Annotated in this window: 22 protein-coding genes; 7 read left to right on the top strand and 15 right to left on the bottom strand. The window is 39.4% G+C overall.

From position 1 onward, the window contains the following. Positions 1-7 precede the first annotated feature (7 nt). The 6 genes from rplD to rpsL all read right to left on the bottom strand — a co-directional run bounded on the left by rplD (position 8) and on the right by rpsL (position 4,700). Entirely contained in the window at positions 8-634 is a 627-nt protein-coding gene (gene rplD, locus G529_RS0108645) for a 50S ribosomal protein L4 (protein WP_026915148.1), read from the bottom strand. Then, on the bottom strand, positions 634-1,245 hold the full coding sequence (rplC, locus tag G529_RS0108640) for a 50S ribosomal protein L3 (protein ID WP_026915147.1): 612 nt from the start codon (positions 1,243-1,245) through the stop codon (positions 634-636). Before rplC ends, rplD begins: the two co-directional genes overlap by 1 nt. 146 nt (positions 1,246-1,391) lie before the next feature. Continuing rightward, positions 1,392-1,697 carry a 30S ribosomal protein S10 gene (gene rpsJ, locus G529_RS0108635; protein ID WP_026915146.1) on the bottom strand — a complete coding sequence of 102 codons (306 nt, stop codon included), beginning with the start codon at positions 1,695-1,697 and terminating at the stop codon, positions 1,392-1,394. A gap of 10 nt (positions 1,698-1,707) precedes the next feature. Beyond that, complete coding sequence (gene fusA, locus G529_RS0108630) at positions 1,708-3,819, bottom strand: elongation factor G (RefSeq protein ID WP_026915145.1); 2,112 nt, start codon at positions 3,817-3,819, stop codon at positions 1,708-1,710. A gap of 6 nt (positions 3,820-3,825) precedes the next feature. Then, entirely contained in the window at positions 3,826-4,302 is a 477-nt protein-coding gene (gene rpsG, locus G529_RS0108625; RefSeq protein WP_026915144.1) for a 30S ribosomal protein S7, read from the bottom strand. Positions 4,303-4,325: 23 nt separating this feature from the next. Further along, positions 4,326-4,700, bottom strand: coding sequence for a 30S ribosomal protein S12 (gene rpsL, locus G529_RS0108620; RefSeq protein WP_010230128.1), 375 nt, complete (start codon positions 4,698-4,700; stop codon positions 4,326-4,328). A 339-nt stretch (positions 4,701-5,039) separates the two neighbouring features. On the opposite strand from rpsL, the gene G529_RS0108615 reads away from it, so the two are divergent. From G529_RS0108615 to rlmB, 6 genes are all read left to right on the top strand, one after another. Beyond that, positions 5,040-8,195 carry a SusC/RagA family TonB-linked outer membrane protein gene (locus tag G529_RS0108615; RefSeq protein ID WP_026915143.1) on the top strand — a complete coding sequence of 1,052 codons (3,156 nt, stop codon included), beginning with the start codon at positions 5,040-5,042 and terminating at the stop codon, positions 8,193-8,195. A gap of 15 nt (positions 8,196-8,210) precedes the next feature. Further along, positions 8,211-9,617, top strand: a complete 1,407-nt coding sequence (locus G529_RS0108610; protein ID WP_026915142.1) for a SusD/RagB family nutrient-binding outer membrane lipoprotein — start codon at positions 8,211-8,213, stop codon at positions 9,615-9,617. 88 nt (positions 9,618-9,705) lie between these two features. Further along, a complete protein-coding gene (locus G529_RS0108605) occupies positions 9,706-10,389 on the top strand; it encodes a hypothetical protein (protein ID WP_026915141.1) in 684 nt (227 codons plus the stop codon). 208 nt (positions 10,390-10,597) lie between these two features. Beyond that, the gene (locus tag G529_RS0108600; protein ID WP_026915140.1) at positions 10,598-13,852 is read left to right on the top strand and encodes a SusC/RagA family TonB-linked outer membrane protein; all 3,255 of its coding nucleotides are present in this window, start codon (positions 10,598-10,600) and stop codon (positions 13,850-13,852) included. A gap of 10 nt (positions 13,853-13,862) precedes the next feature. After that, entirely contained in the window at positions 13,863-15,335 is a 1,473-nt protein-coding gene (locus tag G529_RS15685) for a SusD/RagB family nutrient-binding outer membrane lipoprotein (RefSeq protein WP_051201405.1), read from the top strand. Positions 15,336-15,428: 93 nt separating this feature from the next. Beyond that, positions 15,429-16,163, top strand: coding sequence for a 23S rRNA (guanosine(2251)-2'-O)-methyltransferase RlmB (gene rlmB, locus G529_RS0108590; protein WP_026915139.1), 735 nt, complete (start codon positions 15,429-15,431; stop codon positions 16,161-16,163). Here the strand turns inward: rlmB and G529_RS0108585 are convergent. Beyond that, entirely contained in the window at positions 16,160-16,897 is a 738-nt protein-coding gene (locus G529_RS0108585; protein WP_026915138.1) for a rhomboid family intramembrane serine protease, read from the bottom strand. The two genes, rlmB and G529_RS0108585, sit on opposite strands and share 4 nt — an antisense overlap. 76 nt (positions 16,898-16,973) lie before the next feature. On the opposite strand from G529_RS0108585, the gene G529_RS0108580 reads away from it, so the two are divergent. Then, a complete protein-coding gene (locus G529_RS0108580) occupies positions 16,974-18,248 on the top strand; it encodes a replication-associated recombination protein A (RefSeq protein WP_026915137.1) in 1,275 nt (424 codons plus the stop codon). Here G529_RS0108580 and G529_RS16190 read toward each other — a convergent pair. From G529_RS16190 to G529_RS0108540, 8 genes are read right to left on the bottom strand one after another with little or no spacing between them, the layout of a single operon-like run. Then, positions 18,245-19,114 (bottom strand): hypothetical protein, encoded by an 870-nt coding sequence (locus G529_RS16190; RefSeq protein WP_051201404.1) that lies wholly within the window; start codon positions 19,112-19,114, stop codon positions 18,245-18,247. The genes G529_RS0108580 and G529_RS16190 overlap by 4 nt on opposite strands. Next, positions 19,111-20,520: a DUF5723 family protein gene (locus tag G529_RS0108570; RefSeq protein WP_026915136.1), complete on the bottom strand. Its 1,410-nt coding sequence runs from the start codon at positions 20,518-20,520 to the stop codon at positions 19,111-19,113. Before G529_RS0108570 ends, G529_RS16190 begins: the two co-directional genes overlap by 4 nt. A 1-nt stretch (position 20,521) precedes the next feature. Beyond that, positions 20,522-21,073 carry a hypothetical protein gene (locus G529_RS0108565; protein WP_051201403.1) on the bottom strand — a complete coding sequence of 184 codons (552 nt, stop codon included), beginning with the start codon at positions 21,071-21,073 and terminating at the stop codon, positions 20,522-20,524. 42 nt (positions 21,074-21,115) lie between these two features. Continuing rightward, positions 21,116-21,805 carry a YjjG family noncanonical pyrimidine nucleotidase gene (locus G529_RS0108560; protein ID WP_026915134.1) on the bottom strand — a complete coding sequence of 230 codons (690 nt, stop codon included), beginning with the start codon at positions 21,803-21,805 and terminating at the stop codon, positions 21,116-21,118. Beyond that, on the bottom strand, positions 21,792-23,081 hold the full coding sequence (locus G529_RS0108555; protein WP_026915133.1) for a polysaccharide deacetylase family protein: 1,290 nt from the start codon (positions 23,079-23,081) through the stop codon (positions 21,792-21,794). Before G529_RS0108555 ends, G529_RS0108560 begins: the two co-directional genes overlap by 14 nt. Positions 23,082-23,092: 11 nt before the next feature. Then, entirely contained in the window at positions 23,093-23,788 is a 696-nt protein-coding gene (gene radC / locus G529_RS0108550; protein ID WP_026915132.1) for a RadC family protein, read from the bottom strand. Positions 23,789-23,822: 34 nt separating this feature from the next. Beyond that, positions 23,823-25,175, bottom strand: a complete 1,353-nt coding sequence (locus tag G529_RS0108545; RefSeq protein ID WP_026915131.1) for a UDP-N-acetylmuramate--L-alanine ligase — start codon at positions 25,173-25,175, stop codon at positions 23,823-23,825. 44 nt (positions 25,176-25,219) lie between these two features. Continuing rightward, on the bottom strand, positions 25,220-26,098 hold the full coding sequence (locus G529_RS0108540) for a tetratricopeptide repeat protein (RefSeq protein ID WP_157514593.1): 879 nt from the start codon (positions 26,096-26,098) through the stop codon (positions 25,220-25,222). Positions 26,099-26,271: the final 173 nt, after the last annotated feature.

The following is a 26,271-nucleotide window of genomic DNA, read 5'->3' as shown; positions in this document are numbered from 1 at the left end:
CGGTTTATTAACTTAATTTCGACTCAATTCCTTCTAAAGATCCTTCTACGAAGACGATACTCTTAGCATTAAGTATTTTGTAAGTACTTAATTCTGAGCTACTTATAACTTCTGAGGATTTTAAATTGCGCGACGACAAATATACATTTTTATTTGAGTCACCCAACACAATAAGCGATTTTTTACTGTCAATCCCCAGAGCCTGAAGAACTTCGATGAAATTCTTAGTTTTTGGAGTATCGAATGAAAAATCTTCAACTACCATAATTGCCTTGTCATTTGCTTTAATTGATAAAGCAGATTTTCTAGCAAGACGCTTAAGGTTTTTATTTAATTTGAAACCATAATTTCTTGGTCTCGGACCAAAAACACGTCCACCACCTTTGAAGATAGGAGACTTGATACTACCAGCTCTTGCCGTACCAGTACCTTTTTGTTTCTTGATCTTACGCGTAGATCCAGCGATCTCAGCTCTTTCTTTTGCCTTGTGAGTACCTTGACGTTGGTTAGCCAGATATTGCTTCACATCCAGGTAAACAGCGTGCTCATTAGGCTCTATAGCGAAAACAGAATCAGAAAGCTGCGCTTTTCTGCCTGTTTCTTTTCCTTTAATATCTAAAACTGCTACTTCCATTACTTACTAATGATTACGTATGAGTTTTTAGATCCCGGCACACATCCTTTCACAACCAAAAGGTTCTTATCTGCCACAACCTTCAAAACTTTCAGGTTTTCAACTTTAACTCTCTCGCCACCCATTCTTCCGGCCATCTTCATCCCCTTGAATACTCTCGCAGGATAAGAAGCGGCACCAATAGAACCAGGAGCTCTCAATCTGTTGTGCTGACCGTGTGTGGCCTGTCCAACTCCTCCAAAACCGTGTCTCTTTACAACACCCTGGAAACCTTTACCTTTAGATGTGCCTGCGATATCCACAAATTCACCTTCTTTGAAATGTTCCACGGTAACAGAGTCACCAAGTTTATAATCTTCACTATATCCCTTGAATTCAACGACTTTACGTTTTGCAACGGTTCCTGCTTTTTTAGCATGCCCTTCAGCAGCCTTATTAACAGTCTTTTTGTCATCGAAACCAAGTTGAATTGCTTCATACCCGTCAACCTCTTTGGTTCTGACTTGGGTAACCAGGCATGGTCCAGCTTCGATTACGGTACATGGGATATTTTTCCCATTCTCGTCGAAGATGCTGGTCATACCGATCTTTTTTCCTATTAACCCAGACATATTTAATTAATTATTAATTGTTTACTTATTTAAAAAACTAAGGGCTGAAAAACACATTCAGCCCTGAATTGTATTTTTCACCGTTTTTCCCTCGCGAAACGCTCAGGACATGTTAACCGCGCACCGCAGTGCGCGGAACTGTTTTATCACACTTTAATCTCTACTTCTACTCCACTAGGAAGTTCGAGCTTCATCAACGCATCGATCGTTTTTGAAGAAGAGCTATAGATATCAAGTAATCTCTTGTAAGAGCTTAATTGAAACTGCTCTCTAGATTTCTTGTTCACGTGAGGTGAACGAAGAACTGTAAAGATTTTTTTGTTCGTTGGTAACGGAATTGGTCCGGTAACAACAGCTCCCGTAGTCTTTACGGTTTTTACGATCTTTTCTGCAGACTTGTCTACCAGGTTATGATCGTAAGATTTTAGTTTTATTCTGATTTTTTGACTCATTTCCTTAAGATTATTCGTTTGCTGCTCCTCTAGCTGCTTTGATCACTTCTTCAGAAATATTAGAAGGAGTCTCAGCATAGTGAGAGAATTCCATAGTTGAAGTTGCTCTACCTGATGAAAGTGTTCTTAATGTTGTAACATATCCAAACATTTCAGAAAGTGGCACTTCAGCTTTGATTACTTTCGCTCCAGATCTGTCTGACATGTTGTTTACCTGACCTCTTCTTCTGTTAAGGTCACCAACGATATCACCCATATTCTCTTCCGGAGTAACAACCTCTACTTTCATGATTGGCTCAAGAATTACGGCTCCTGCAGATTTAGCAGCAGATTTGTAACCCATTTTAGCAGCCAGTTCGAAAGAAAGTTGATCTGAATCCACAGGGTGGAAAGATCCATCCTTAAGCTCCACTTTTAGTGAGTCCATCGTAAATCCAGCTAAAGGACCATTCTTCATAGCCTCTTTAAATCCTTTTTCTACGGAAGGAACGAATTCTTTAGGAATACGACCACCTTTAATAGAATCAATAAACTGCAGACCATCACCTTCAAAATCTTCATCTACAGGTCCCATAGTAAATACGATATCCGCAAATTTACCACGACCACCAGACTGTTTCTTATAAACCTCTCTTTGATCAGCATCTCTACGTACAGCTTCTTTGTACTCAACCTGAGGCTCACCAACGTTTACTTCCACTTTGAACTCACGCTTCATTCGGTCAATAATAATCTCCAGGTGAAGCTCACCCATACCAGAGATAATTGTTTGTCCTGAATTATCATCAGTCTTTACTGTGAATGTTGGATCTTCTTCAGCAAGCTTACCAAGAGCCATTCCCATCTTCTCAACATCTGCCTTTGTTTTAGGCTCCACAGCAATACCAATTACCGGTGCAGGAAAAGACATAGATTCAAGAACAATTGGATGATTCAAATCAGTAAGAGTATCACCAGTTTTGATATCCTTGAATCCAACAGCAGCTCCAATATCTCCAGCCTCAATACTATCGATAGGCTCTTGCTTATTAGAGTGCATTTGATAAATTCTTGAAATACGCTCTTTCTTACCTGAACGAACGTTTAATACGTAAGAACCAGCATCAAGAGTACCTGAATAGGCACGGAAGAATGCTAAACGTCCCACGAAAGGATCGGTAGCAATTTTAAATGCAAGCGCAGAGAATGGAGAATCCACATTTGGCTTACGACTTTCCTCTTTACCTGTTTCAGGATTCGTACCTTCAATCGCTTCCACATCAACTGGAGAAGGAAGGTAACGCATTACAGCGTCAAGCATCGCCTGAACACCTTTATTTTTAAAAGCAGAACCACACATCATTGGTATGATGCTCATATCAATAGTAGCAGCTCTTAATGCAGCGATGATCTCATCTTCTGTGATTGAAGATTCGTCCTCGAAGAATTTCTCCATCAAAGCCTCATCGTACTCTGCAACCGCTTCTACTAATTCTGCACGGTATTTATTCACATCATCTACAAGCTCTTCTGGAATATCGATAGTATCATAAGTCATTCCATGATCCTCATCATTCCAGATAATCGCTTTTTTAGAAATAAGATCAACCACTCCTCTAAAGTCGATTTCATCACCAATTGGCACCTGAAGCGGCACCGGGTTACCACCAAGCATTTCTCTTACCTGACGACAAACATTGAAAAAATCTGCACCCTGACGATCCATCTTATTCACGAAACCTAGACGTGGTACTCTATATTTATCAGCCTGTCTCCATACAGTTTCAGACTGAGGCTCTACCCCATCTACTGCAGAAAACAATGCAACAACCCCATCAAGAACACGTAAGGAACGTTCTACCTCTACAGTAAAATCAACGTGACCTGGAGTATCAATAATATTAACAGTAAATTCCTGATCGCGGTACATCCACTTACAGTGTGTCGCTGCAGAAGTAATGGTAATTCCACGCTCCTGCTCCTGCTCCATCCAGTCCATTGTGGCAGCACCATCATGAACTTCACCAATTTTATGACTTATACCTGTATAATAAAGGATACGCTCTGTAGTTGTAGTTTTACCTGCATCAATATGAGCCGCAATTCCAATATTTCTAGTAAATTTTAAATCTCTTTGTGCCATGTTGTTTTAGAATCTAAAGTGAGAGAATGCTTTGTTAGCTTCAGCCATTTTATGAGTATCTACTCTTTTCTTAACAGCAGCTCCTTCTTCTTTTGCAGCAGCCAGAATTTCAGCAGATAGCTTTCCAGCCATAGACTTCTCATTTCTCTTACGCGCAAAACTAATTAACCACTTCATAGCAGTAGACACCTTACGATCTGGACGAATCTGCATTGGTATCTGGAAGGTCGCACCACCTACTCGTCTACTTCTCACTTCAACGTGAGGCATAACGTTAGAAAGAGCATCTTTCCATATTTCCAAACCAGATTTCTCTTCGTCTTGTTTTTTCTCTTCTACAATCGCAATAGCATCATAGAAAATTTTAAAGGCAACCGATTTCTTACCATCCCACATCATCATGTTCACAAAACGTGTAACTAGTTGATCATTGAATTTAGGATCTGGTAAAAGCGGTCTCTTTTTCGCCTGTCTTTTTCTCATTTCTTTACATTAAAAGTTTTTAATTACTTCTTAGGGCGTTTTGCACCATACTTAGATCTTCGCTGAGTTCTACCTTCAACACCGGCAGTATCTAGCGCACCACGAACAATGTGATATCTAACACCTGGTAAATCTTTTACCCTTCCACCTCTAACCAATACTATCGAGTGCTCTTGTAGATTGTGTCCTTCTCCAGGAATGTAGGCGTTAACCTCTTTCCCGTTAGTCAACCTTACCCTTGCTACTTTTCTCATAGCAGAGTTTGGTTTCTTAGGAGTTGTAGTATACACACGTGTGCAAACACCTCTCCTTTGAGGGCACGAATCCAAAGCAGCCGATTTACTCTTCTTGGTTATTTTGGCTCTTCCTTTTCGTACTAATTGTGAAATTGTTGGCATAATTTCCTATACACTAATTATTAATAAATTTTAATCCCCAGATTTTTAGGGTTTGCAAAGGTATAAATAAAAACCTAATAATCAAATATATGCCATACTTAAATTTCTATAATAGAATATTGCGATATCAAGGCTAATTAGACGTGTATTAAACGTCACCTGCGCACTTCGAGAATAGCAGAGATCCCTAAACTCAATGAAGAAAAATTTAGCGTAGTCGCCAAAAACCTGAATGATTCTCGGTGGTTTCAATTTTTTATTGCATTTTTTTAGTTAAAATTTGCTTTATTAACATTAAATTATAATTTTTGCGGCTGGCTAACTCAAACAAATTCAAAAATGAGAACAAAGTTTAGAATTATTTTAACGCTATTTTTAGCGTTCGTGGTGCAGATCACTCTCGCACAGGAACGTTCTATAACTGGAACAGTGACCGATTCAGACGGTCTTCCACTTCCAGGTGTAAACGTTCTGATTAAAGGTACTGGCACGGGTACTCAAACCGACTTCGATGGGAAGTATCAAATTCAGGCAAATCAGGGTGATGTGCTTGTTTTTTCATTCATTGGTTTAAAACAAACAGAGTATACAGTGGATAATATTGACACAATCGATATTACCATGGAGAATGACTCCGCACAACTCCAGGAGGTTGTAGTTACAGCTCTCGGGATAAAGCGTGAAAAACAGAGTTTGGGTTATGCCCAGCAGACCGTTGAAGGGGAATCTCTTATAAAAGCTCGAGAAACCAACATCAACAACGCCCTGGCAGGTAAAGTTGCGGGTGTACAGTTTACAGGAGCTCCAAGTTCTGGATTTGGTAACTCCAATATTCGTTTAAGAGGTAACACTGGTGTGCTTTACATTGTAGATAACGTTAAAGTTCAGAGTGCTTCAGACATCATTACTGATGACATCGCAGACATGTCTGTATTAAAGGGTGCTGCTGCCACTGCATTATATGGACCGCAGGGTATCAATGGTGTGATCATCATTACAACGAAAAGTGCCGGACAGGGACAAAGCAGTATTTCCATCAATCATAGTTCTGCGATGGAAAATGTTTATAAAATTCCTGAATACCAGAATGAATATGGAGGCGGTTACTCTCAGGAGTTCAACACGTTCAACTTTGACCCATCTATCCACCCTGCGGAGTGGAGTTCATTTGATGGACAGTCGATGGTAGAATACTATGCAGATGAAAGCTGGGGACCAAAAATGGATGGTCAGTTAGTTAGACACTGGGATTCGTGGATTCCTAATACACCGGAGTTTGGAGAATTAAGACCTTTTTCACCAAATCCAGACAACATCCGTGACTTTTTCGAAACTGGAATTACTTCAAATACAAATGTAACCTTCAGTAAAGGTGGAGAAGGATTCTCAGTGAGAGCGAGTCTTGCTAAAATTGACAGAACTGGTGTGATTCCTAATTCTGAAAGAAACACAGTACAAGGGTCATTGAGTGCCAGTGTAGATATTTCAGATAAATTAGAAGGTTTTGCCAGCTTAAATTATCAGGATAGAAGAACATCCAACTATCCTTCCAATGGTTATGGAAATATTGCTTCCAACTTCAACCAGTGGTGGCAAAGACAGCTGGATATTGATCGCCTAAAGGATTATAGAAGAAACGGTGAGGTGGTTAGCTGGAACCTTAACAGCCCGACCAATACATCACCTCTTTATTGGGATATGCCTTACTTCATTACGAATGAGAATGTAAATCCACAAAATAAAAATGCTCTTTATGGTAGATTAGGTCTTAATTATACTTTTAACGAGGATCTTACTGCCAGTGTCGAAGTTAGAAAAACACTTAACACTTATGAAAGCTCTAATAGAGCAGGATTTGGTGGACTTGCTCAACCTTTCTATTCTGAATATGAAGAAACTAATAATACAGATGAATTATTTGGTATCCTAAACTATCAGAAAGACCTTACAAGTGATTTTGATATTAGCGCAAGTGTTGGATTCGAAGTTTACGATAGAAATGAGAAATCTATTTCAGCATCTACTGCCGGAGGACTTACCGCAGATGGTTTCTACAGCCTGAATACTTCAAGAGACAGACCAAATCTATCAAGCTATTACCAGGAAATTGGTAGACAGTCCATATTTTCTAAAGCTTCGATTGGATTTAGAGACTTACTTTACCTGGATGGTTCTGCCAGATTGGATTGGCAGTCAACTGCAAATTCTGATGATAACAGAGTGGAAACTTATGGAGGTTCTTTAAGTTTGATTTTTAGCAAACTACTACCTCAAAATGATATCCTATCCTTTGGTAAATTAAGAGCCAGTGTCGCTGAGGCACCAAGATTCCCAGGTGTTTTTCAAATTTCAGAAACTTACAATATTGGAACACCTTATGGTTCCTTCGGAAAACTATCTGTAAAAAGCGGACTGAACAATCCAAACTTAACTGGAGGTGTTCGAAGAGAATATGAATTTGGTACTGAAATGAGATTTGCAGACAACCGTTTAGGGCTTGATGTAACATATTTCAACAAACAGGACGACCAGTTACCAGCAGGAGTTTCATTAGATCCATCAACCGGTTTTACAAGTTTTTCTACAAACTCAGGAGAACAAACTTATAAAGGTTGGGAATTAGCTTTCAACGTGGTTCCAGTAAGAAACGACAACTTTGTCTGGGATATCAATGCAAACTTCGCAACTCTGGAAAGAACGGTAGATGCAATTGCTCCAGGAACAGATGTGAACGTTTTATCTACAACCTGGAGAGGGATCCAACTTCAGGAAAGAGTTGGTGAAGAGTGGGGTGCAATCTATGGTAGAGCCTATAGAAGAGATGACGCAGGTAATATACTTCTATCAGAAACGGGTAACCCTCGATACGATTCCAACCAATATTTAGGAAATGTACTACCTGATTGGACTGGTGGAGCAACTTCATTCATGCAGTACAAAAACCTATCTTTAGGATTGGACTTCGACTTTCAGAAAGGTGGAAAGATCTTTTCCGTAACAAAAATGTTCAACGCTTACTCCGGTTTGGGTGAGAGCACTATTGGTAATAACGCAGCTGGAAACCCATTACGTGATCCAGTTACTGGTGGTGGCGCTGCTGTAGCTGCTTCAGATGCAGATGCAGATACCGGAGGTATTCTTATCGAAGGTGTAGATGAAACTACAGGTGAGCCAGCATCTTACTACGTAGAAGCGCAAACTTACTACGGAAGATTGTTTGCTCTTCATGAAGAATGGCTCTATGACGCGTCCTATGTGAAACTAAGACAGGCTAGACTTGACTACGAAGTTAATGGCAGCCTGATCGATAACACGCCAATCAAGAAGCTAAACATTGGTGTATTCGCTAGTAACCTCTGGTTAATTTACAGTTCAATAGACGATATCGATATTTCTGAACTTGAAGACAGTCAAATTACTGGTTATGGATGGACAGAAGGTGGACAGTCACCAAATACAAGAACTATTGGTCTTAACGTGAATATTTCTTTCTAATTAAAAGCTATTAAAATGAAAATGAACTTTATAAAAAAATCAGTCCTTTTTGCTTCGGCAATCGTGTGCTTTAGCAGCTGCGAAAAGGTCGACTTTCACGGGATTAACGAAAATCCCAATGAACCCACACAACCTTCCTCTGGAAGCTTGCTTGCCAGTGCTGAAGGTGCAGTTTCTGCATATGTAAGTGCAACAACTCCAAACCTTTACGTACAGTATTTATCCAATGGTCAATACGACGAGGAATCCAGATATCAAACTTTAAACTGGGATACTTCCTATTGGTATGGTGTACTTACTGACATTGACAGGATGATTGAGATTAGCGAAAATCCTAATCAAATCGCAGCGGGAACAATTCTTAGAGTTTACCTCATGGAAGGTATGACAACAAGATGGGGAAGATTACCATATTCTGAAGCGCTACAGGGCTTAGAAAACCAATTCCCAGCCTATGACTCTCAGGAAGAAATCTACAATGGATTGTTTGCGGAGCTCGATTCTGCTCTGGCGATGATTCAAACCGGAGGTACGGCTGTTCAGGGTGACTACATCTTTGGAGGTGACGTATCGAGATGGGAATCCTTTGGGCAAACCTTAAAGATGGTGATGGCCTTAAGATTGTCCAATGCTGATCCTGCTCTGGGGCAGCAAAAATTCAATGAAGCTTTAGGGAATGAGATCATGAGCAATTCTGACAATTTCACATACCCTTATCTTGCAGATGAAAATAATGACAACCCATGGGAAGATAGATTCCTGGCGCCAAGCTTTAGAAGAGATTATCTTGTAAGTGACGTTTTCGTTAATGCCCTGGTAGGTTCTGGATCTGCAGAAGACCCAGAGGACGAAAGATTAATGGGAATGGCTGAACCTGCATTCAACTCTGGAACTTTTGTTGGTGCACCTTACGGAATGTCCAATTCTGCAACAGATGATTATTCATTTATTACTGAAGATATTATCTACAATCAGGAAGCAAGCCTGTACATGTTCACATATGCTGAAGTACTTTTCGCAAGAGCTGAAGCTGCAGAATTAGGCTGGACTAGTGAAGATGCTGAAGATCTTTATGCACAGGCTATCACGGCATCCTTTCAGCAATGGGGACAATCATCTGAAGACGCTTCAGACTATATCAACGAAAATCCTTACGATGGTTTGGAATCCATAGGATATGAAAAATGGGTAGCTCTATATTTCCAGGGATATGAAGCTTGGGCAGAATGGAGAAGACTGGAAGCCATGGGATACGAAAAAGCGCTTACAGCTCCAGATGATTTGTTGAGTAATGCAACCGATATTCCAGACAGACAAGCCTATGCGGCAACTGCTGCCTCCCTAAACGAAGAAAGCTATAACGAAGCAATTTCAGCTCAGGGTGCAGATGAACTTAATACTAAAATTTGGTTATTTGAATAGTCACAACTTGTTTTAGTACTTCAAAAACCTGCTCATGAATGGGCAGGTTTTTATTTATATTGAACTGTATATCCAATAACTCAAGATTATGAACAAAATACTTACAATTTCCATACTTCTATCGCTATCGTTAAACATTCATGCTCAAAATCCTACAAATTCAGGAAATCTTTCAGATGGTTTCAAAATAACGAGAAGCTCTCCCAAAGGCACTCCTTTTTTAAGCTCTGAGTGGTATGTAGGTTATGGAATCAATAACAATGGTTCTACCACCAGACCACAGCAAATGAATTACGATATTCATGGGAATAACCTGGTGTACAAAGTCAGTTCAAACGGAGAACCTTTGAAACTAATGGATGACTCCATGAAAGGTTTTATCCTGAAGAATGAGAATGAAGAATTACTATTTTCGAAAATTGATGGTGATGAATTTGAAAAGGAAAAGAAAGAAACGCGCTACTATCACGTAATAAGTCCACCATCCAGAAATGTAATCGTAGAATATGTGAAAGATTTAAATGATCCCAACGCCAGCGGATGGACATCCAGTAAGGATAATACTTTGAGCTCTGAGTATAAACTGACCACAAACTATTACATTCTTAACAGTGACCAAAAATATGTAAAGATCAGGCTAAAAGAGAAGCATGTTCTAAAAGCATTGAAAGATCGAAAGGAGCAGGTAAAGAACTATATCGCGTCAAACAATCTGCAGATCAATTCACCACAGGATCTTTCACCAATTTTAGATTTCTATCACGATCTTTAGAACTTCTAGCCAAATCGAATTTGATATTAATGTCACTCAAAAAAAACTGCTGAACTTTACTAATGATCACTGAATGTTAAATTAAATTTCACACCTATCTGAATTACAGTCATTTAGACTGTTTTTATGTTTTCAATGTAAAATTATGTTTGCTTTAACGCTTTATTCTGCTCACATTTGATGTCGGCTAATTCAAACAAATTTTAAAATGAAAACAAAGTTTAGTAGTATTTTAACGCTATTGCTAGCGTTCGTGGTGCAAATAACTTTTGCACAGGAACGTTCCATTGCGGGTACGGTGACAGACTCAGACGGTCTGCCCCTTCCTGGTGTGAACGTTTTAATTAAAGGTACTGGCACGGGTACCCAAACAGATTTTGATGGTAACTATGAAATCACTGCATCTCAGGGAGATGTTCTAGTTTTTTCATTTGTTGGACTGAAAAATGCAGAGTACACTGTTAGCACAAACGATCAAATCGATGTGGTAATGGAAAATGACTCTGCACAACTTGATGAAGTTGTCGTAACTGCATTAGGTATTAAAAGAGAGAAGAAACAGCTAGGTTACTCTACTCAGGAAGTAGGTGGTGAAGCTGTCTCTGATGTTCCACAACAAAACTTCGTGAACTCTCTATCAGGTAAGGTTTCTGGTCTTAGTATTAAGTCTTCAGGAACACTTGGTGGATCTACGAACGTTGTAATTCGTGGTAACTCTTCTCTTACAGGAAACAACCAGGCACTTTTCGTTGTAGATGGTACTCCTATTAGCAATAACACCCCTAACAGTAGCGGACAGGCTGCTGGTCGTGGTGGTTATGATTATGGTAACGCTGCTTCGGATATCAACCCGAATGACATCGCTTCCATTAACGTACTTAAGGGTGCGGCTGCAACAGCTTTATATGGAGCAAGAGCTGCGAATGGTGTTGTAATTATTGAAACTAAAAAAGGTTCTAAAGGTAAAGGTATTGGTGTATCTGTACAGTCTTCTATCACTGTAACAAATCCAGATATGGAAACATTACCAGAATATCAGGATCAGTACGGTGCTGGATACGGCGCGTACTATGCTTCTGATGATGGTTACTTCAACCTTTACGACGTGGACGGTGATGGTAACCTGGATGAAACAACTCCATTTACTGAAGATGCTTCTTTTGGTGCTGCATTTGATCCTAACAGACAAATCTACCAGTGGAACTCTATCTATCCAGATCTTGACACTTACCAACAAGCTTCTCCTTGGGTAGCTGGTGCGAATGATCCAAACAGTGTATGGCAAACTGGTTACACTTCTGTAAACTCTGTTGCTTTGGATGGTGGATCTGAAACTTCTTCTTTCAGATTGAGTGGTACTCACCTGAACCAACAAGGTAACCTTCCGAATTCGAACATCAAGAGAAACACGCTAAAGTTCAGTGGTTCTCATGAATTTACAGATAAGTTTAATGCTCAGGCGAACATTACTTACACAAAGACAGACGGTAAAGGTCGTTATGGAACTGGATATAGTTCTTTGAACATCATGCAACAGTTCAGACAGTGGTTCCAGACGAATGTAGATTTTGAAGAGCAAAGAAGAGCTTATGAGGCAACAGGACAAAACATTACCTGGAACCCAAACTCTCCTGATGATCTATCTCCTATCTACTCTGATAACCCATACTGGACATTCTACGAAAACTTCCAGACTGACACTCGTAACAGGTACTTTGGTAACATCAACCTGAACTACGAATTAAATGATGTATTCAGTATTTTGGGAAGATTTACTTTTGATACTTTTGATGAACTACAGGAAGAAAGAATTAACGTTGGTTCTGCAGATATAGCGAAATATAGCCGTTATAACAATAGAGCTGCAGAGTATAACTATGATTTGATCCTTAACTTCAACAAGGATTTGAGTGATGAAGTAAACGTTGATGGTAACGTTGGTTTCAACTTAAGAAGAAACGAAAGAAACAGCATTTTTGCTTCTACAAACGGTGGATTAAACAAGCCAGGTTTCTATGCTTTAAGTAACAGTGCCAGCCCAATAAACCCACCTTCAGAATACGAGTCCGTTAGAATGCTTGATGGTGTCTACGCCAGAGCTAGTGTAGGTTTATTCAACACTTACTTTATTGAAGGTACTATTCGTAGAGACCGTTCTTCTACATTACCAAAAGAAAACAATACATTCTACTACCCTTCTGTTTCTGCAAGTGTTTTACTATCGAACCTGGTTGATGCTGAATGGTTGAGTTTCGCAAAACTTAGAGGTAACTACGCTGAAGTAGGTAATGATACCAACCCATACAACGTATTTAATACGTACACAATTTTCGCCGGTTTTGACGGTGCAGGTGTAGCAAGTAACAATACAACTCTTAGAAATCCAGATTTGAAACCTGAGCGTCTTAAGTCGTACGAGGTTGGTTTGGAAACTAACTTCTTCGATAGAAGAATTGGGTTAGACCTTTCATACTATAGATCAAGAACTGAAGACCAGATTACTCCAGTACCTGTATCTCCATCTACTGGTTTCAGCCAGCAATTGCTGAATGCAGGGGTGATTGAAAATAAAGGTATTGAGGTTGCTCTTACTTTGAATCCAATTAGAACAGAAGACTTTAACTGGAACATCAATGTAAACTGGGCGAAGAATGAGAACGAAGTACTGGAACTTGCAGATGGTATTGACAACTTACAATTGGCTAGCTTACAGGGAGGTATTTCTATCAACGCTGCTCCGGGAGAACCTTATGGTGCTATTAGAGGAACAGATTTCGTTTACGATAATCAAGGAAACAAAGTGATCACTTCTGCTGGTTACTATGCTAAAACTCCTAACTCGAACTATGTAATTGGTGACTTCCAGCCAGACTGGATTGGTGGTGTTCAAAACAATCTTTCTTACAAAAATATTTCCCTTGGATTTTTGATCGATGTTCAAAAAGGTGGAGATATTTTCTCTCTTGACCAGTGGTACGGTACTGCTACCGGTATTTATGCTAGCAGTGTAGGCACCAATGAACTTGGAAACCCTATTAGAAATACTATCGAAAATGGTGGTGGTGTTCTTTTAGATGGTGTACAGGGAGATGTTAGCTTTAATGCTGATGGTACTTATGAAGTAACCAACACTACTCCAAACGAGACTAGAGCAAGAACAGATTACTATGCAAACCCTTACGGGTACGCACGTGCTCCTAATGCGCTTCACGTATACGATGCTAGTTATGTGAAACTAAGAGAAGCTACTTTAACCTATAACTTTGGTGATAGAGTTCTGGATGCGCTTCCATTCACAAGAGCTTCTGTATCATTTATTGGACGTAACCTTTGGATCATTCATAAGAATATTCCATATGCAGATCCTGAAGCAGGTTTAAGTGCTGGTAACATCCAAGGATACCAGTCTGGTGCTTACCCAACTATGAGAGAAATAGGTGCTAGTCTTAAATTTAACTTTTAATTAAAATACTATGAAAAAATATATTGTTGCTCTTTCAGCTGTTGCAATGCTTTGGTCCTGCCAGAGTGATGAACAGTATGAAAACTTAAACCGGGATCCTAAGAATCCCGATGCAGTAGCCTCAGATTTTCTTTTTACAGCTGCTACTGTAAGCGTTGGTGACTATACAGCCAGCCCGAACGTAAACGAACCTCTTTACAGGTTCCTGGCTCAGTACTTCACGACAACCACATACACAGATGAGCCTAACTACGATTTTACCGCTCGTCAAAATCCAGATGCAGTTTGGAGTCGATATTACACAAATGTAATTTATGACCTTCAGGATGCTAAACGAGTTGTAAACGAAAATGACGCGATTTCTCAGGCAGAGAAGGACGCAAGATTAGGGCAACTGGAAGTGATGGAAGTATATACCTGGCATCTACTTGTTGATGGTTTTGGTGACATTCCTTACACTCAGGCTCTTCAGCCAAGTGAATTCTCTCTTCCAGAATATGATGATGCTGCAACTATTTACGCAGATTTAATTTCAAGATTAGATGCCGTAAATGACATGCTTTCAGCAGGACAGGGTTACACCGGTTCTGACGTAGTATATGGTGGAGACATGAGCAAATGGATGATGTTTGCAAACTCTCTTAAACTTAGAATGGGGATGAGATTACAGGATGTAAATCCTTCTCTATCTCAGTCTACTGTAGAAGCTGCAGTGGAAGCTGGAGTGTTTATGTCTAATGATGACAATGCTACTATAGATTATCAATCTAACGCACCAAATACTAACCCATTGTGGGAAGACCTTGTACAGAGTGGTAGATCTGATTTTCTTGCTTCTGAAACGATCGTTGATTACATGAACCAGTTCGAAGATCCAAGAAGAATGGTATACTTTGATGATAACATCGCAGATGGTTACCTTGGTGGTGATTATGGTGGAAGTAACAACTATGGTTCTTTCACGCATATTGGGGACGCTTTCCTGGATCCAACCAGAGAAGGAATTCTTCTGGATTATGCTGAAGTTAGATTCAATCTTTCGAAAGCTGCTGAACTTGGATACAATGTACCAGGAGATGCTGAAACTCACTACAATGCTGCGATCACAGCATCTATGGAATACTGGGGTATTTCAGGCGACGCGATTGAAGAATATCTTTCACAATCTGATGTAGCCTATGATGGTTCTGAAATGCAATTTGCAACTCAGTTCTGGATCGCCATGTACGACAACCCTGCGGAAGGATGGTCTACCTGGAGATTGTATGACGACCCGGTTTTCAATATCCCAACAGATAATGAGACTTTCGTTCCGCTTAGATATACTTATCCAATTGATGAGCAGAACCTGAACAATGCTAACTACATTGATGCTGCTGGTGCAATTGGTGGTGATGCTGCACAAACTCCTATTTTCTGGGATGTGACTCAGCCAGATCAATCAACTTACCCTGGTCCAGCGACTGAGGAGGATGATGAATAAAAATTGAAATCATTCAATTAAGAAAGCCACCCAAATGGGTGGCTTTTTTTTGTTATTCATTTCAGGAAGGATAAAATATACTAACTTTGAGGCATGGAAGAAACTACAAGAATATTCGGGATTCGAGCTGTGATCGAAGCGATTGAAAGCGGAAAAAGCATTGAGAAAATATTCATTCAAAAAGGCTTGTCCGGAAACTTGTTTCAGGAACTTAACCGACATCTTAAAAACGGATCTTTTACGGTCTCTTACGTTCCAATCGAGAAATTGAACAAACTCAGCAAAGGCAATCACCAGGGTGTTGTAGCGAATATCTCTCCTGTCAGTTTCGTAAGTCTTAATGATCTTGTAGAGTCCGTTCAGAATAAAGCGACAAAACCCTTATACCTCCTTCTTGATGGAATTACAGATGTAAGGAATTTCGGAGCCATTATAAGAACAGCTGAATGTTGCGGCGTAGATGGAATTATTATTCAGGAGAAAGGATCTGCACCTATTAATGCTGATACGGTGAAAACATCTGCCGGCGCCGTTTTTAAAGTACCCATTTGCAAGGTAGATCATATAAAAGATGCCATTTTCCATCTCCAAACTTATGATGTGAAGATTGTAGCAGCTACCGAAAAGACTGATGACACAATCTACGATGTAAACTTAAAACAACCACTTGCGATCGTGATGGGAGATGAAGCCAGAGGTGTATCCAATTCCATTCTTAAAATTTCTGACTTCAGGGCAAAATTGCCATTACTGGGAGAGATTGCTTCTTTAAACGTTTCAGTAGCTTGTGGTGCGGTTCTTTACGAAACAGTAAGACAAAGAAGCTAAGCTTTATCCTCCTTTTTTTCAATATAAATATAATTGAAAACGGTTTCCTCCTCTTCCACATCCTGAAAAGGTAAATTATCTACAAAGTTTCCGTTTTCATCAAAATGTTGCATAAACAGGTCATCAGACTCCTTGAAATCTGGGGACTGCCATTGAAATTTGGGAGGTTTGGCAACATCCTTTTTAAATAGAACTGCCAGACTCAGACCGCTCACTAATCCTGCAAGATGACCTTCCCAGGAAATTTTCGGGTCTATAGGAGTGACATACCAAATCAACCCGCCGTAGACAAACACGACTATGAGCGATAATGCCACTAACCGATAATTCTTTGAAAAAACACCTTTGAAAAATAGAAAACCCGCAAGCAGGTAAATAATTCCACTAGCTCCAATATGATTCGCAGGGCGGCCAATAAGCCAGGTGATTAAACCTGTTGTAACGAGACCTATTAACAACACTTTCCATCGCAGAGGCCTATAGAAGTAAAAAAGTGCCAGTGATAATATGAATAAAGGAATAGTATTATTGAACAGATGCTTGATATCTGAATGCATAAAAGGTGAGAATACGATTCCCCGTAGTCCAATCAACTCCCCGGGCCTAATGCCGAATGGCGCCAGATCTAAATTGAATCGCAGCTCTGCCCAGAAAACAATCCAGATCATCAACACAAATAAAAGAGGATATCCGATCGTTCCAGTGGTAAAAACAAATGGAGAGGATGTTTTCAAATTGTATTCAATTTTAATTAATATTACAAAAAAGCATCCAAAAAGTTCAGGATGTTAACTTGTCAGATAAAATTTCATGAGTCAACCACTTGCAGAAAGATTAAGACCAAAAACTCTCGATGATTATTTGAGTCAACACCACCTAATTGGAAAAAATGGTGCTTTAAGACAGCAAATAAAACAGGGTATCATCCCATCTATGATATTATGGGGCCCTCCGGGCGTTGGAAAAACTACACTGGCAAACATCATTGCAACCGAATCTGGGCGTCCTTTTTTTACACTTAGTGCTATTAGCAGTGGTGTGAAAGATGTACGTGAGATCATCGAGAAGGCAAAGAAAAGTGACGGCTTATTTACTACCAAAAGTCCTATCCTGTTTATCGATGAAATCCACAGATTCAGTAAGTCCCAGCAGGATTCTTTGCTTGGAGCCGTAGAGAAAGGATGGGTCACTTTAATTGGCGCCACGACCGAAAATCCTAGTTTTGAAGTTATATCTGCCCTTTTGTCCAGGTGTCAGGTTTATATTCTGAAGCCATTTTCTAAAGATGATCTTGTAGATCTTCTGAAGAGAGCCATGAAACAGGACAAAGTAATTTCAGCTAAAAACGTGCAACTGGAGGAAACTGAAGCATTGCTTAGATTAAGTGGTGGGGACGCCAGGAAACTTCTGAATATTTTCGAACTACTGGTAACTTCCGAAGAAGATAATGTAAAGATTACGAATGATCTCGTGCTCCAAAAGGTGCAGCAAAACACGGTGTTATATGATAAAACCGGGGAACAGCATTATGATATTATTTCAGCATTCATCAAATCCATTAGAGGTAGTGACCCGAACGCTGCGGTATACTGGCTGGCAAGAATGATCGAAGGAGGTGAAGATGTCAAGTTCATTGCACGAAGGCTTTTGATTCTGGCAAGTGAGGATATTGGAAACGCAAATCCTACCGCCCTGGTCATTGCAAATAATTCATTCCAGGCAGTTAATACTATTGGATATCCTGAAGCTAGGATCATATTAAGCCAGTGTGTAACCTACCTGGCAACTTCGCCAAAAAGCAACGCAGCATATATGGCGATCAACAAAGCTCAAAGTGTGGTGAAAAAGACCGGTGATCTCTCTGTCCCGTTATCCATTCGAAACGCACCTACCAAATTGATGAAAGATATTGGCTATGGGAAAGATTATAAATATGCCCATAATCATACAGGGAACTTTGTTGCAGCCGAGTTTCTTCCAGATGATATAGCCGGCACCACGTTTTATGAACCTGGGAATAATCAGCGAGAAAATGCCCAACGCGAATTTCTTCGGAAACGGTGGCAAAAGAAATATGGTTACTAATCTTTAGGCTGAAGAATCAGAGATTTCTGCTGATTGGTTTCGCTGTCAAAATAAGTTATTCGCAGTCCCTCACCCGGTACAAAAGTTGCAGTTCCGCTATTTAAAAGAGATCTGTATAAAAATTCGTTAGGTTTTTCGGTCCTTAGAATCAGAGCCAGAGGTTCAGGAGCGTTTAATTGATATAATGCATAATTAGAATTGTTGATTTTCAATTCAAAGACAGCACCATCATAGGTCCAGTGGCGATTTTCCAAAGGGGATAATTTCTTCTCTTTTTCTTTTATAACTGCCAAATCATTGGAGGCTGGTATTTCAAGATCCGTAGGCTTTTCAGAAGTTGAATTTTCATTTACCTCCTCTTCAGAAATGCTTATTTTCTCTTCGCTTTGGATGGTCGTATTGTTTTTGCTCACCTGGGCAGTTCCAGCAATGTTTGAATTAGGAGTATAGTTGTATTGAAGATTAGCCAGATCCTGAAAAGCGTCTCTAAGCGATTCCTGATAGGCGGCTTCAAATTCTTTCTGCTTGCTCCTTCCCTCACTAGTTTTGTAAATGACCGTTCCTTTGCAATCCTGAAGCTGAATGGCGACTTTAGTCACAAACAAGCCAGAGTCCTCCACAAGAACAGGACTCACACCCAGACATGGGTTTTTCTGAAGATCTTCTGGCCAGGCTTCAGACTTCATAATAGTTTCGAACCCTTGCTTCTCAAACAAAAATTTTGTTAGCGCATTTAACTGATATTGATTCGTCTTGCCCAGAATATCATAACTTTCTGGTACAATAACATATTTATAATCATTCAGATCTTGAGAGAAAATACTTCCGCTAAAGATCATTGCCGCTAAGATTATTATTTTTTTCATAAGTCTTTGAATACATATTGTATGCCTAATTGCAGGGATGCGCTATGAGCATTTGCCAGATTGGTATAGCCAATAATGTCATTTACTGCTAAAAAGGCATTAAAATTTTTAAATCTACTGGAAGCCATCACACCAAACTTGGTAAGTGAAAACTGGTCCAGTCCATAGGCCACTCTAAACCTAAAATAGTCATTCACTTTCCTATCCCAATAGGTAGTTACTCCGTAGGTTGGACCCTTAGGACGATTCACTCCGGAAACGATCATCCCAAACAAGTTCATGTAACGAGGCTTCTTGCTGATCAAATAATCACAGGGCAGGATCGACTTCCCGGTTCCAAACTGTATGGAAGCGTTATATTTCAAGGGACGCCAGGTATTATATGCCCCGTAAGTCTTCTCGTCTTTTAAATTGACATCAAGCTCCTCTTCTAATACATCCCAGTAAGGAATTGTTTCCTGTCCTGGATTTAACTCTGGAAACAAAGGTTGCAAACCACTGGTCTCATAAGAACCAAAATATCTTGAATTTTCAATATCCTTTTGATGAAACATTACTCCAAAATCCTGAATCGCCGCATTCACAGAGAATTGTTCTGTTACTCTATAATGAAATCCCAGGTCTACTCCCACTCCAATGTTCTGACCGAAAAAGGACCTGCTCAACAACTCTGCTGCGGCTTTATCCACTGTCATGTTCTCCTCATCACGAAGACTGGCATAACCTGAAGTATTCACAACGATATCCAGCCCATTTACCGCATGTTGGTAAAAATTGACTCCTCCAGGAGTTTCATTAGTTACAAACGTTCCATCATTATCCGTACTTTCAACATTAAAAATTCCAGAGTATAATTTAATCCGACCACCAACGGTAAGCTTGGAATCCATCTTGTAATTGAAACCTGCATGATATACCGTTAGCACTTCGCCAGTAAAACTAACATCGTCAAATCGAAACGGCCGGTTTATGTAATCGGCATTCCCTTCAAATGCCAGTTTTGCGGGATCGCTTGGGAAGTAAGCAAAAATATCTGCTTCCTGGTAGGCACCTGCAGAAAAATAACCCCTCTCCCCCATTTTCCATCCAAAGGAAACGATCTCTATTTGCTCATTGATTGTGAAAAAATCGCTTGATGTAAGATTCCTGATGGCGCTTTGAATTCTAGCATTGATATTTCGACCATCATCCTCAAAAATATCTTTCGCTGTAACCCCGGTAGAACCAACTCCTACATGGATCTGTGAAAATAATGGAATACCAAAATGCCTGGTGAAATCGATCCGTGCGCCTGGATTTTGCAACAAAGCCTGAGGCAAATCGTCCACATTATAAAGCAGGGGTTTATTCTGCCCGGACACAGAGCTCCAATAGAAGAAGATAAGCAGGACAATTGCTACTCTCATGCTAAAACGTTAGTCTGAATAATCCTTTGGATAAAAATTTCAAATTTCCTTCAAGACTTTTAGAAGGCTCAAGAAGTTCTAATTCGACTGCAAGTTCTATTGAATTTTTTACCTCATCGATATTAGAACCCTGTACGATATGAATGGTATCAATTACAGAAATTACTGTATCACTACCCGCCGGGATAATATAATTCACATCAAATTCCTTCCTGTTGCGTGCATTTAAAAAATTAAGCTCACTTCTTATTTCGTAGGGAAAACTGTTTTCATGGCGAAATCTAAATTCAGCATAGGTTAGACCATCCTGTATATAACTATCATCGAGATATTCAAGTCTAACCGTATCCCTGATGATGGCTGTAAATTCGCCGGTATCGGAATCCAGAAAGTCAACCTTATTCAAATCATAATAGATAATGTCAACATCGATATCTGGAGTGATCTGGATATCCTCAGTCTGGCTAAAATCCACGTCCTTGAAACATGAAGTGAACAGTACCAACAATAACAGGCCTGCAATAAATCTGGGAAAGAAGGTTTGTATAGACACGAGAAAGCTTTCTTTGCCAACGAAAATACCTAATCTTTATTATTATAGATAATCCCTTAGTTGTTTTAACTTTTCTATTCTGGGGTGTTCGGTTCGTGAATTTTCCTGCCTGGAATCGATATAGATAACCTTCATACCATACTGAAAGCCACCGCAAATATCTGCAGAGAAATTGTCGCCTATCATTACTGAAGTCTCCGCCTTACCAGTCCCTTTACTAATTGCCTTTTCGAAAATGCGTGAATGTGGTTTTTTCACGCCCGCATCTTCTGAAGTTGTGATAGTCTTGAAGTATTTAAGGATCCCAGATTTTTCCATCTTCAAATGTTGAACCTCTTCAAAACCATTGGTGATTATATGTAAATTGTAAGATGTGGATAAATATGACAGGATATCTATTGCACCATCCAGAAGATAATTGTGATTTGGCAGGTAATTGATATAGTCTTCAGACATTTTAAAGATCATTGAGTCGTCCACTTCCAACTCCAGCGCAGTAAAACTATCTTTCAACCTGCCATAACGAAGATCTTCTTTACTAACCAGGTCATTTCGATATGATTCCCAGTATTGATGATTTATAGGCATATAGATCTGTAAAAAATCCTGCAGTTTGATATCCAGCTTTTGATCTATAAATATTTGCTGAAAAGCCATAGAAGAATTCCTATCAAAATCCCAGAGGGTATGGTCAAGGTCAAAATAAACATCCCTGATATTAGTCAATTTCATGGATCTGATTTAATACTGAATAATAAGAATTAGAATCTGAATAGGCTGAGAAGTGATGATTGGAAAAAACCGCACGTATAGTGCCCTGCACTTCCTTTGTTTCCATAATGATCCTACGAAGATCATCCTTCAATTTATTCCGGGTCATTTTTGGTACCACATTCGAATTGAAAACATATGGATGTACTTTTAATGGTGTGGTTACTTCCATATTGATGTCATAAAACAGGTACGAAGTGCAGGTACCTGCTCTGAAGCCTGGTTTATCAGGATACCCCATAGAATAGTCATTGTTAATTTCCAGTTCGATAAGATTGTTATATTGATCTGGAAGCCTTAAATTATATTGATGATTCATGGCATGTTCAACAGAACTGTGTATGATGTCCTCCATTCTCAACTTTTCCTTTCGTAATTCTTTAATGTCCTCCATGGCATAGTAACCCATCAACAGACCTACTTGGGAATAATCTGCAACAGATTTAATTACTGCTCTGTGAGGTATTCTATTATGACTAATATTTCGATCATGCCTGGAAAAATCACTCAACTGAAACATGAACAGGGTGTCTATCTTATCTTCCCGAATAATACTGATAAGATCTTCAAAAGTGTCGTTAGGATCGGACTTAATCCGGATCCAGACCTGCAATCTATCGATTACCTTTCCTATATTAAAATGAACAAGATCAGACAGCATTCCTACCAAGCTTCTTAAAAAACCTTTGTTTTTAAAGATAAAAGTATTTTCTGAAGTTATGATGGTGCTGCTATGGTATGCTCTTTTCTTGTGTTCCAGCTGCGGAAAACGTTCCATCAGAATTTCCTGGAACTTATACGCCCAGATGTCTACCATTGGTTTGTGAAGGAAATTCTCCTGATAGGCAATGCTTTCAGAAGCCGGAAATCTTCCGTACTCATCTTTTACATGTGGTAAGTATTCTTCGTAACGACTAAGCAGGTAAAAAGAAGCCGCAAAAATATCAAAGGGCAGATCGCTGGACTCTGCTACCGCAAAAAAACCTATCGTATCATCCCAGGGCTGTATTTTGATTTCCAATTCTGAAAAACCCTGCTCCAAAAGTAATTCAACATTCTGAATAAAAAATTCATTCCCTAATGCCTGCTTTCCGTAGCTTAATTTGGGACCATCATGAGCAATAAACTCTTCGATCTTTGAGGTAAAGTTGATTGGAATACCCAGAATATGTGTACACAAGTGCTTGAAGATATAAACAATTCTTGGTGTAACTTTCTGAGTATAGATTAAAAGCATTTATTGGAGTCTTATAGAATTCCGTCGTCGGCAAAGCTAAAGTATGACTTTTCAGTAACAATGATATGATCGAGGATCTTAATGTCAAGGCTTTCCGCAGCAGTTTTAAGTTTTTGGGTTAATTGCTTATCTGCCTCACTAGGACGTAAGTTTCCACTTGGATGATTGTGTGTTAAAATTAAGGATACCGCCCCAATTTCCAGGGCCTTTCTCAAGCTTATTCGCACATCCACCAGTGTACCGGTAATACCTCCTTTGCTTACCTGGAACTTTTCAAGAACCTTGTTGCTATTATTAAGATACAGAATCCAGAATTCCTCATGAGGCAACTCCCCAATCACAGGCTGCATGATCTCAAAAACCGAAGAGCTGGAGGATATTTTATTTAATTCCAGCGTTTCCTCAAGTCGTCGTCTTCTGCCCAATTCCAACGCGGCGGTTATCACTACCGCCTTCGCACTTCCAATACCCTTAAATTGGCAGAGCTGATTAATACTTAACTTTCCTAATTGATTAAGATTGTTTTCTGACTGAGCCAGGATTCTTTTTGACAACTCAACTGCCGACTCATTTTTGCTTCCTGAACCAATCAGAATTGCCAATAATTCTGAATCGCTTAAGGCCAGGCGCCCCTTAGATAACAGTTTTTCCCTGGGACGATCATCTTCCGCCCATGTTTTAATACTTTTTGATGAATTTTCGCTCATAATAGGAATAGATCAATATGAGCTAATAGGTGCGTTAGATGAGTTCTTTTAATGAATCCAACTCTAAACCACCGTAGTTACCACTGCTCATCATTAATAATACCGCATTGTCAAAATCCATGTTTTTAAGATCAGACTGAAAGTTTTCCGGATTAGTATATATTTTCAAACCTTGCTTTAAGAAAGCCTGTTCGATCTGGGCTACAGAAACATGATTTAATTTTTTGATTGCAACAGCATCAGGAGAATAAAATACGATAGCTTCATCTGCCTTGTCTAATGTATGCCTGTACTCCTTTAAAAAATCTGCATTAAGACTGGAATATGTATGCAATTCCAGGCATGCGATCAATTTTTTATCTGGGTACTGTTCCTTTACGGCAGCTGTGGTAGCGGCAACTTTGGAAGGACTATGGGCGAAATCCTTGAAAATAACCGTGTTCTCAGATTCTGCTACTCTCTCCAGTCTTTTGGAAGCACCCTTAAATGTCGCAATGGCCTCGTAAAAATCGTCTTCATCAACTCCCATATGTTGGCAAATCCATTTTGCCCCGGCCAGATTGTTAAGATTATGCCTACCAAAAATTTCCAGAGGTAACTCGCCTTCCGGAGCATCAAGAATGGTAGCATTATCTTCTGTATGATAATCTGGAGTGAAATATGAATGCTTTCGAATTGGATTTTCTGTATTCTCTGCTAAGTGTTTTACAGTTTCATCTTCTTCATTGTACACCAGAATCCCCCCATTCACAATAGAGTCTATGAAAATTCTAAATTGTTCAACATAATTTTCAAAGGTTGGGAACACATTGATATGGTCCCAGGCTATACCACTTAGCAAGGCGATATTTGGCTGGTAAAGATGAAATTTAGGCCTTCTGTCCAAAGCAGAACTTAGATATTCATCTCCTTCAATAACAATAAAATCATTTTCTTGAGTCAAATGAAGCGGATTGTCAAGACCTTCGAGAGTAGCACCTACCATATAATCAACCTCACGATCATGATAGTTCATTACATGAAGGATCATCGAGGTAATACTAGTTTTTCCGTGAGAACCTCCAATCACAACGCGAGTTTTATCCTTCGATTGCTCAAAAATAAATTCCGGGTAACTATAGATTTTCAACCCTAATTCTTTCGCCCTAATCAATTCCGGATTATCCTCTTTCGCATGCATTCCCAGAATTACCGCATCCAGATTTGAGGTGATATTTGCAACATCCCACCCCATTCGCTTCGGAAGTAGTCCTTCGGTTTTGAGACGTGATCTGGAAGGTTCAAAAATAGCATCATCACTGCCAGATATATGGTATCCCTTGCGCTGAAGTGCGATTGCAAGACTATGCATGGCACTACCACCTATGGCTATAAAATGTATGTTCATGAAAAAGGTTTGTACAAATATAAAAGTAAATAACAGGCCTGAAGTTACATCCTCCTAATTTTCTGTTTTTCGATCAAAGCTTTGTCAAACTCTGGGGCAATTGCTAATGACTTTTCAATGAAACTCAGCGCCATGTCCTGATTATTATTCAGTCTTTCTATTTGAGCCCACCTATAATAAGCCCATGACGGGTCCTTAATGTCTTTATAACCGTAATCTTTAATATATTTTTGCACGAGTTTCCTGCCTTGTTCCAGCTCGATCGAATAGATGGCAGCGACTTCAGCTAGCTCATAATTCAAATAGTTTCTGGAAATCAGCTCCGGTTTTCTTCTTGAAAGTTTAATTGCTGCTTCGTATTTAGTCTCCGCAAGCTTTTGATAGTCCAGGAATTTATAGATGTAAGCGTCTGCTAAAAGACCATCCAGTTCATTAATTCGATGCAATTCTGAAGCATAACTTTTAGCGATGGTTTGACTGCCGCCCACAAATCCAGGTATCTGCATGTAAAGCTCTACCAAAGCGCGCCTTGACTCAGCATGTTGAGGATTGAGTTCAGCAGCTTTTAACAAGTATTTTTTAACATCACCAATCAGCATCGCTGCCTGGAATTTAGAACCGTAATAGGCTTTCATCCCCATAGCACCACCCAATTTAAAATTGTAATTCGCATCGTTCGGCTTGGCTTTAACAAGTTTTTCATAATGCGAAATAGCCGCATCCCATTGTTGTCTAAAGCTGTAAATATCACCTAGCAGTTCTATGGCCTTTAGCTCTGAATCATGTTTTAATAGTAGCTCTTCAGCCGCTTGATGATCACCAGATTCTAGCAAATTTTGTGCCTTGGAAATATCATTCTGCGAGCTCATACTAATGCTAAAAAAGCAACATATTAGAAGAATGATTCGAAATTTTGTTAACATAAATTATATTTTCTTAAATTTAAATCGCCCAAACTATTGAAGTTCAACGTTAAAACCTTAGAATTCTTGCAACTAAGATGTTTCTTAATTTAACAAAGCATATTAAAAATAATTTTAATATTTGTGCAACTTATATTGAGTTTAAACCTAATACTAATTTTGAATTTAACACC

This window comes from Christiangramia portivictoriae DSM 23547, assembly GCF_000423045.1.
Taxonomy (GTDB): domain Bacteria; phylum Bacteroidota; class Bacteroidia; order Flavobacteriales; family Flavobacteriaceae; genus Christiangramia; species Christiangramia portivictoriae.
Note: the sequence above shows the minus strand (reverse complement) of the source record. Positions and strands in the feature narration are given on the sequence as shown.

Coding starts and splice junctions, on each gene's coding strand:
- G529_RS0108545 (WP_026915131.1), bottom strand. CDS start 25,175: ATGAACATACATTTTATAGCCATAGGTGGTAGTGCCATGCATAGTCTT.
- rplD (WP_026915148.1), bottom strand. CDS start 634: ATGGAAGTAGCAGTTTTAGATATTAAAGGAAAAGAAACAGGCAGAAAA.
- rlmB (WP_026915139.1), top strand. CDS start 15,429: ATGGAAGAAACTACAAGAATATTCGGGATTCGAGCTGTGATCGAAGCG.
- rpsL (WP_010230128.1), bottom strand. CDS start 4,700: ATGCCAACAATTTCACAATTAGTACGAAAAGGAAGAGCCAAAATAACC.
- G529_RS0108610 (WP_026915142.1), top strand. CDS start 8,211: ATGAAAATGAACTTTATAAAAAAATCAGTCCTTTTTGCTTCGGCAATC.
- rpsJ (WP_026915146.1), bottom strand. CDS start 1,697: ATGAGTCAAAAAATCAGAATAAAACTAAAATCTTACGATCATAACCTG.
- G529_RS15685 (WP_051201405.1), top strand. CDS start 13,863: ATGAAAAAATATATTGTTGCTCTTTCAGCTGTTGCAATGCTTTGGTCC.
- rpsG (WP_026915144.1), bottom strand. CDS start 4,302: ATGAGAAAAAGACAGGCGAAAAAGAGACCGCTTTTACCAGATCCTAAA.
- G529_RS0108540 (WP_157514593.1), bottom strand. CDS start 26,098: ATGTTAACAAAATTTCGAATCATTCTTCTAATATGTTGCTTTTTTAGC.
- rplC (WP_026915147.1), bottom strand. CDS start 1,245: ATGTCTGGGTTAATAGGAAAAAAGATCGGTATGACCAGCATCTTCGAC.
- fusA (WP_026915145.1), bottom strand. CDS start 3,819: ATGGCACAAAGAGATTTAAAATTTACTAGAAATATTGGAATTGCGGCT.
- G529_RS0108560 (WP_026915134.1), bottom strand. CDS start 21,805: ATGAAATTGACTAATATCAGGGATGTTTATTTTGACCTTGACCATACC.
- G529_RS0108570 (WP_026915136.1), bottom strand. CDS start 20,520: ATGAGAGTAGCAATTGTCCTGCTTATCTTCTTCTATTGGAGCTCTGTG.
- G529_RS16190 (WP_051201404.1), bottom strand. CDS start 19,114: ATGAAAAAAATAATAATCTTAGCGGCAATGATCTTTAGCGGAAGTATT.
- G529_RS0108600 (WP_026915140.1), top strand. CDS start 10,598: ATGAAAACAAAGTTTAGTAGTATTTTAACGCTATTGCTAGCGTTCGTG.
- G529_RS0108580 (WP_026915137.1), top strand. CDS start 16,974: ATGAGTCAACCACTTGCAGAAAGATTAAGACCAAAAACTCTCGATGAT.
- radC (WP_026915132.1), bottom strand. CDS start 23,788: ATGAGCGAAAATTCATCAAAAAGTATTAAAACATGGGCGGAAGATGAT.
- G529_RS0108555 (WP_026915133.1), bottom strand. CDS start 23,081: ATGCTTTTAATCTATACTCAGAAAGTTACACCAAGAATTGTTTATATC.
- G529_RS0108605 (WP_026915141.1), top strand. CDS start 9,706: ATGAACAAAATACTTACAATTTCCATACTTCTATCGCTATCGTTAAAC.
- G529_RS0108615 (WP_026915143.1), top strand. CDS start 5,040: ATGAGAACAAAGTTTAGAATTATTTTAACGCTATTTTTAGCGTTCGTG.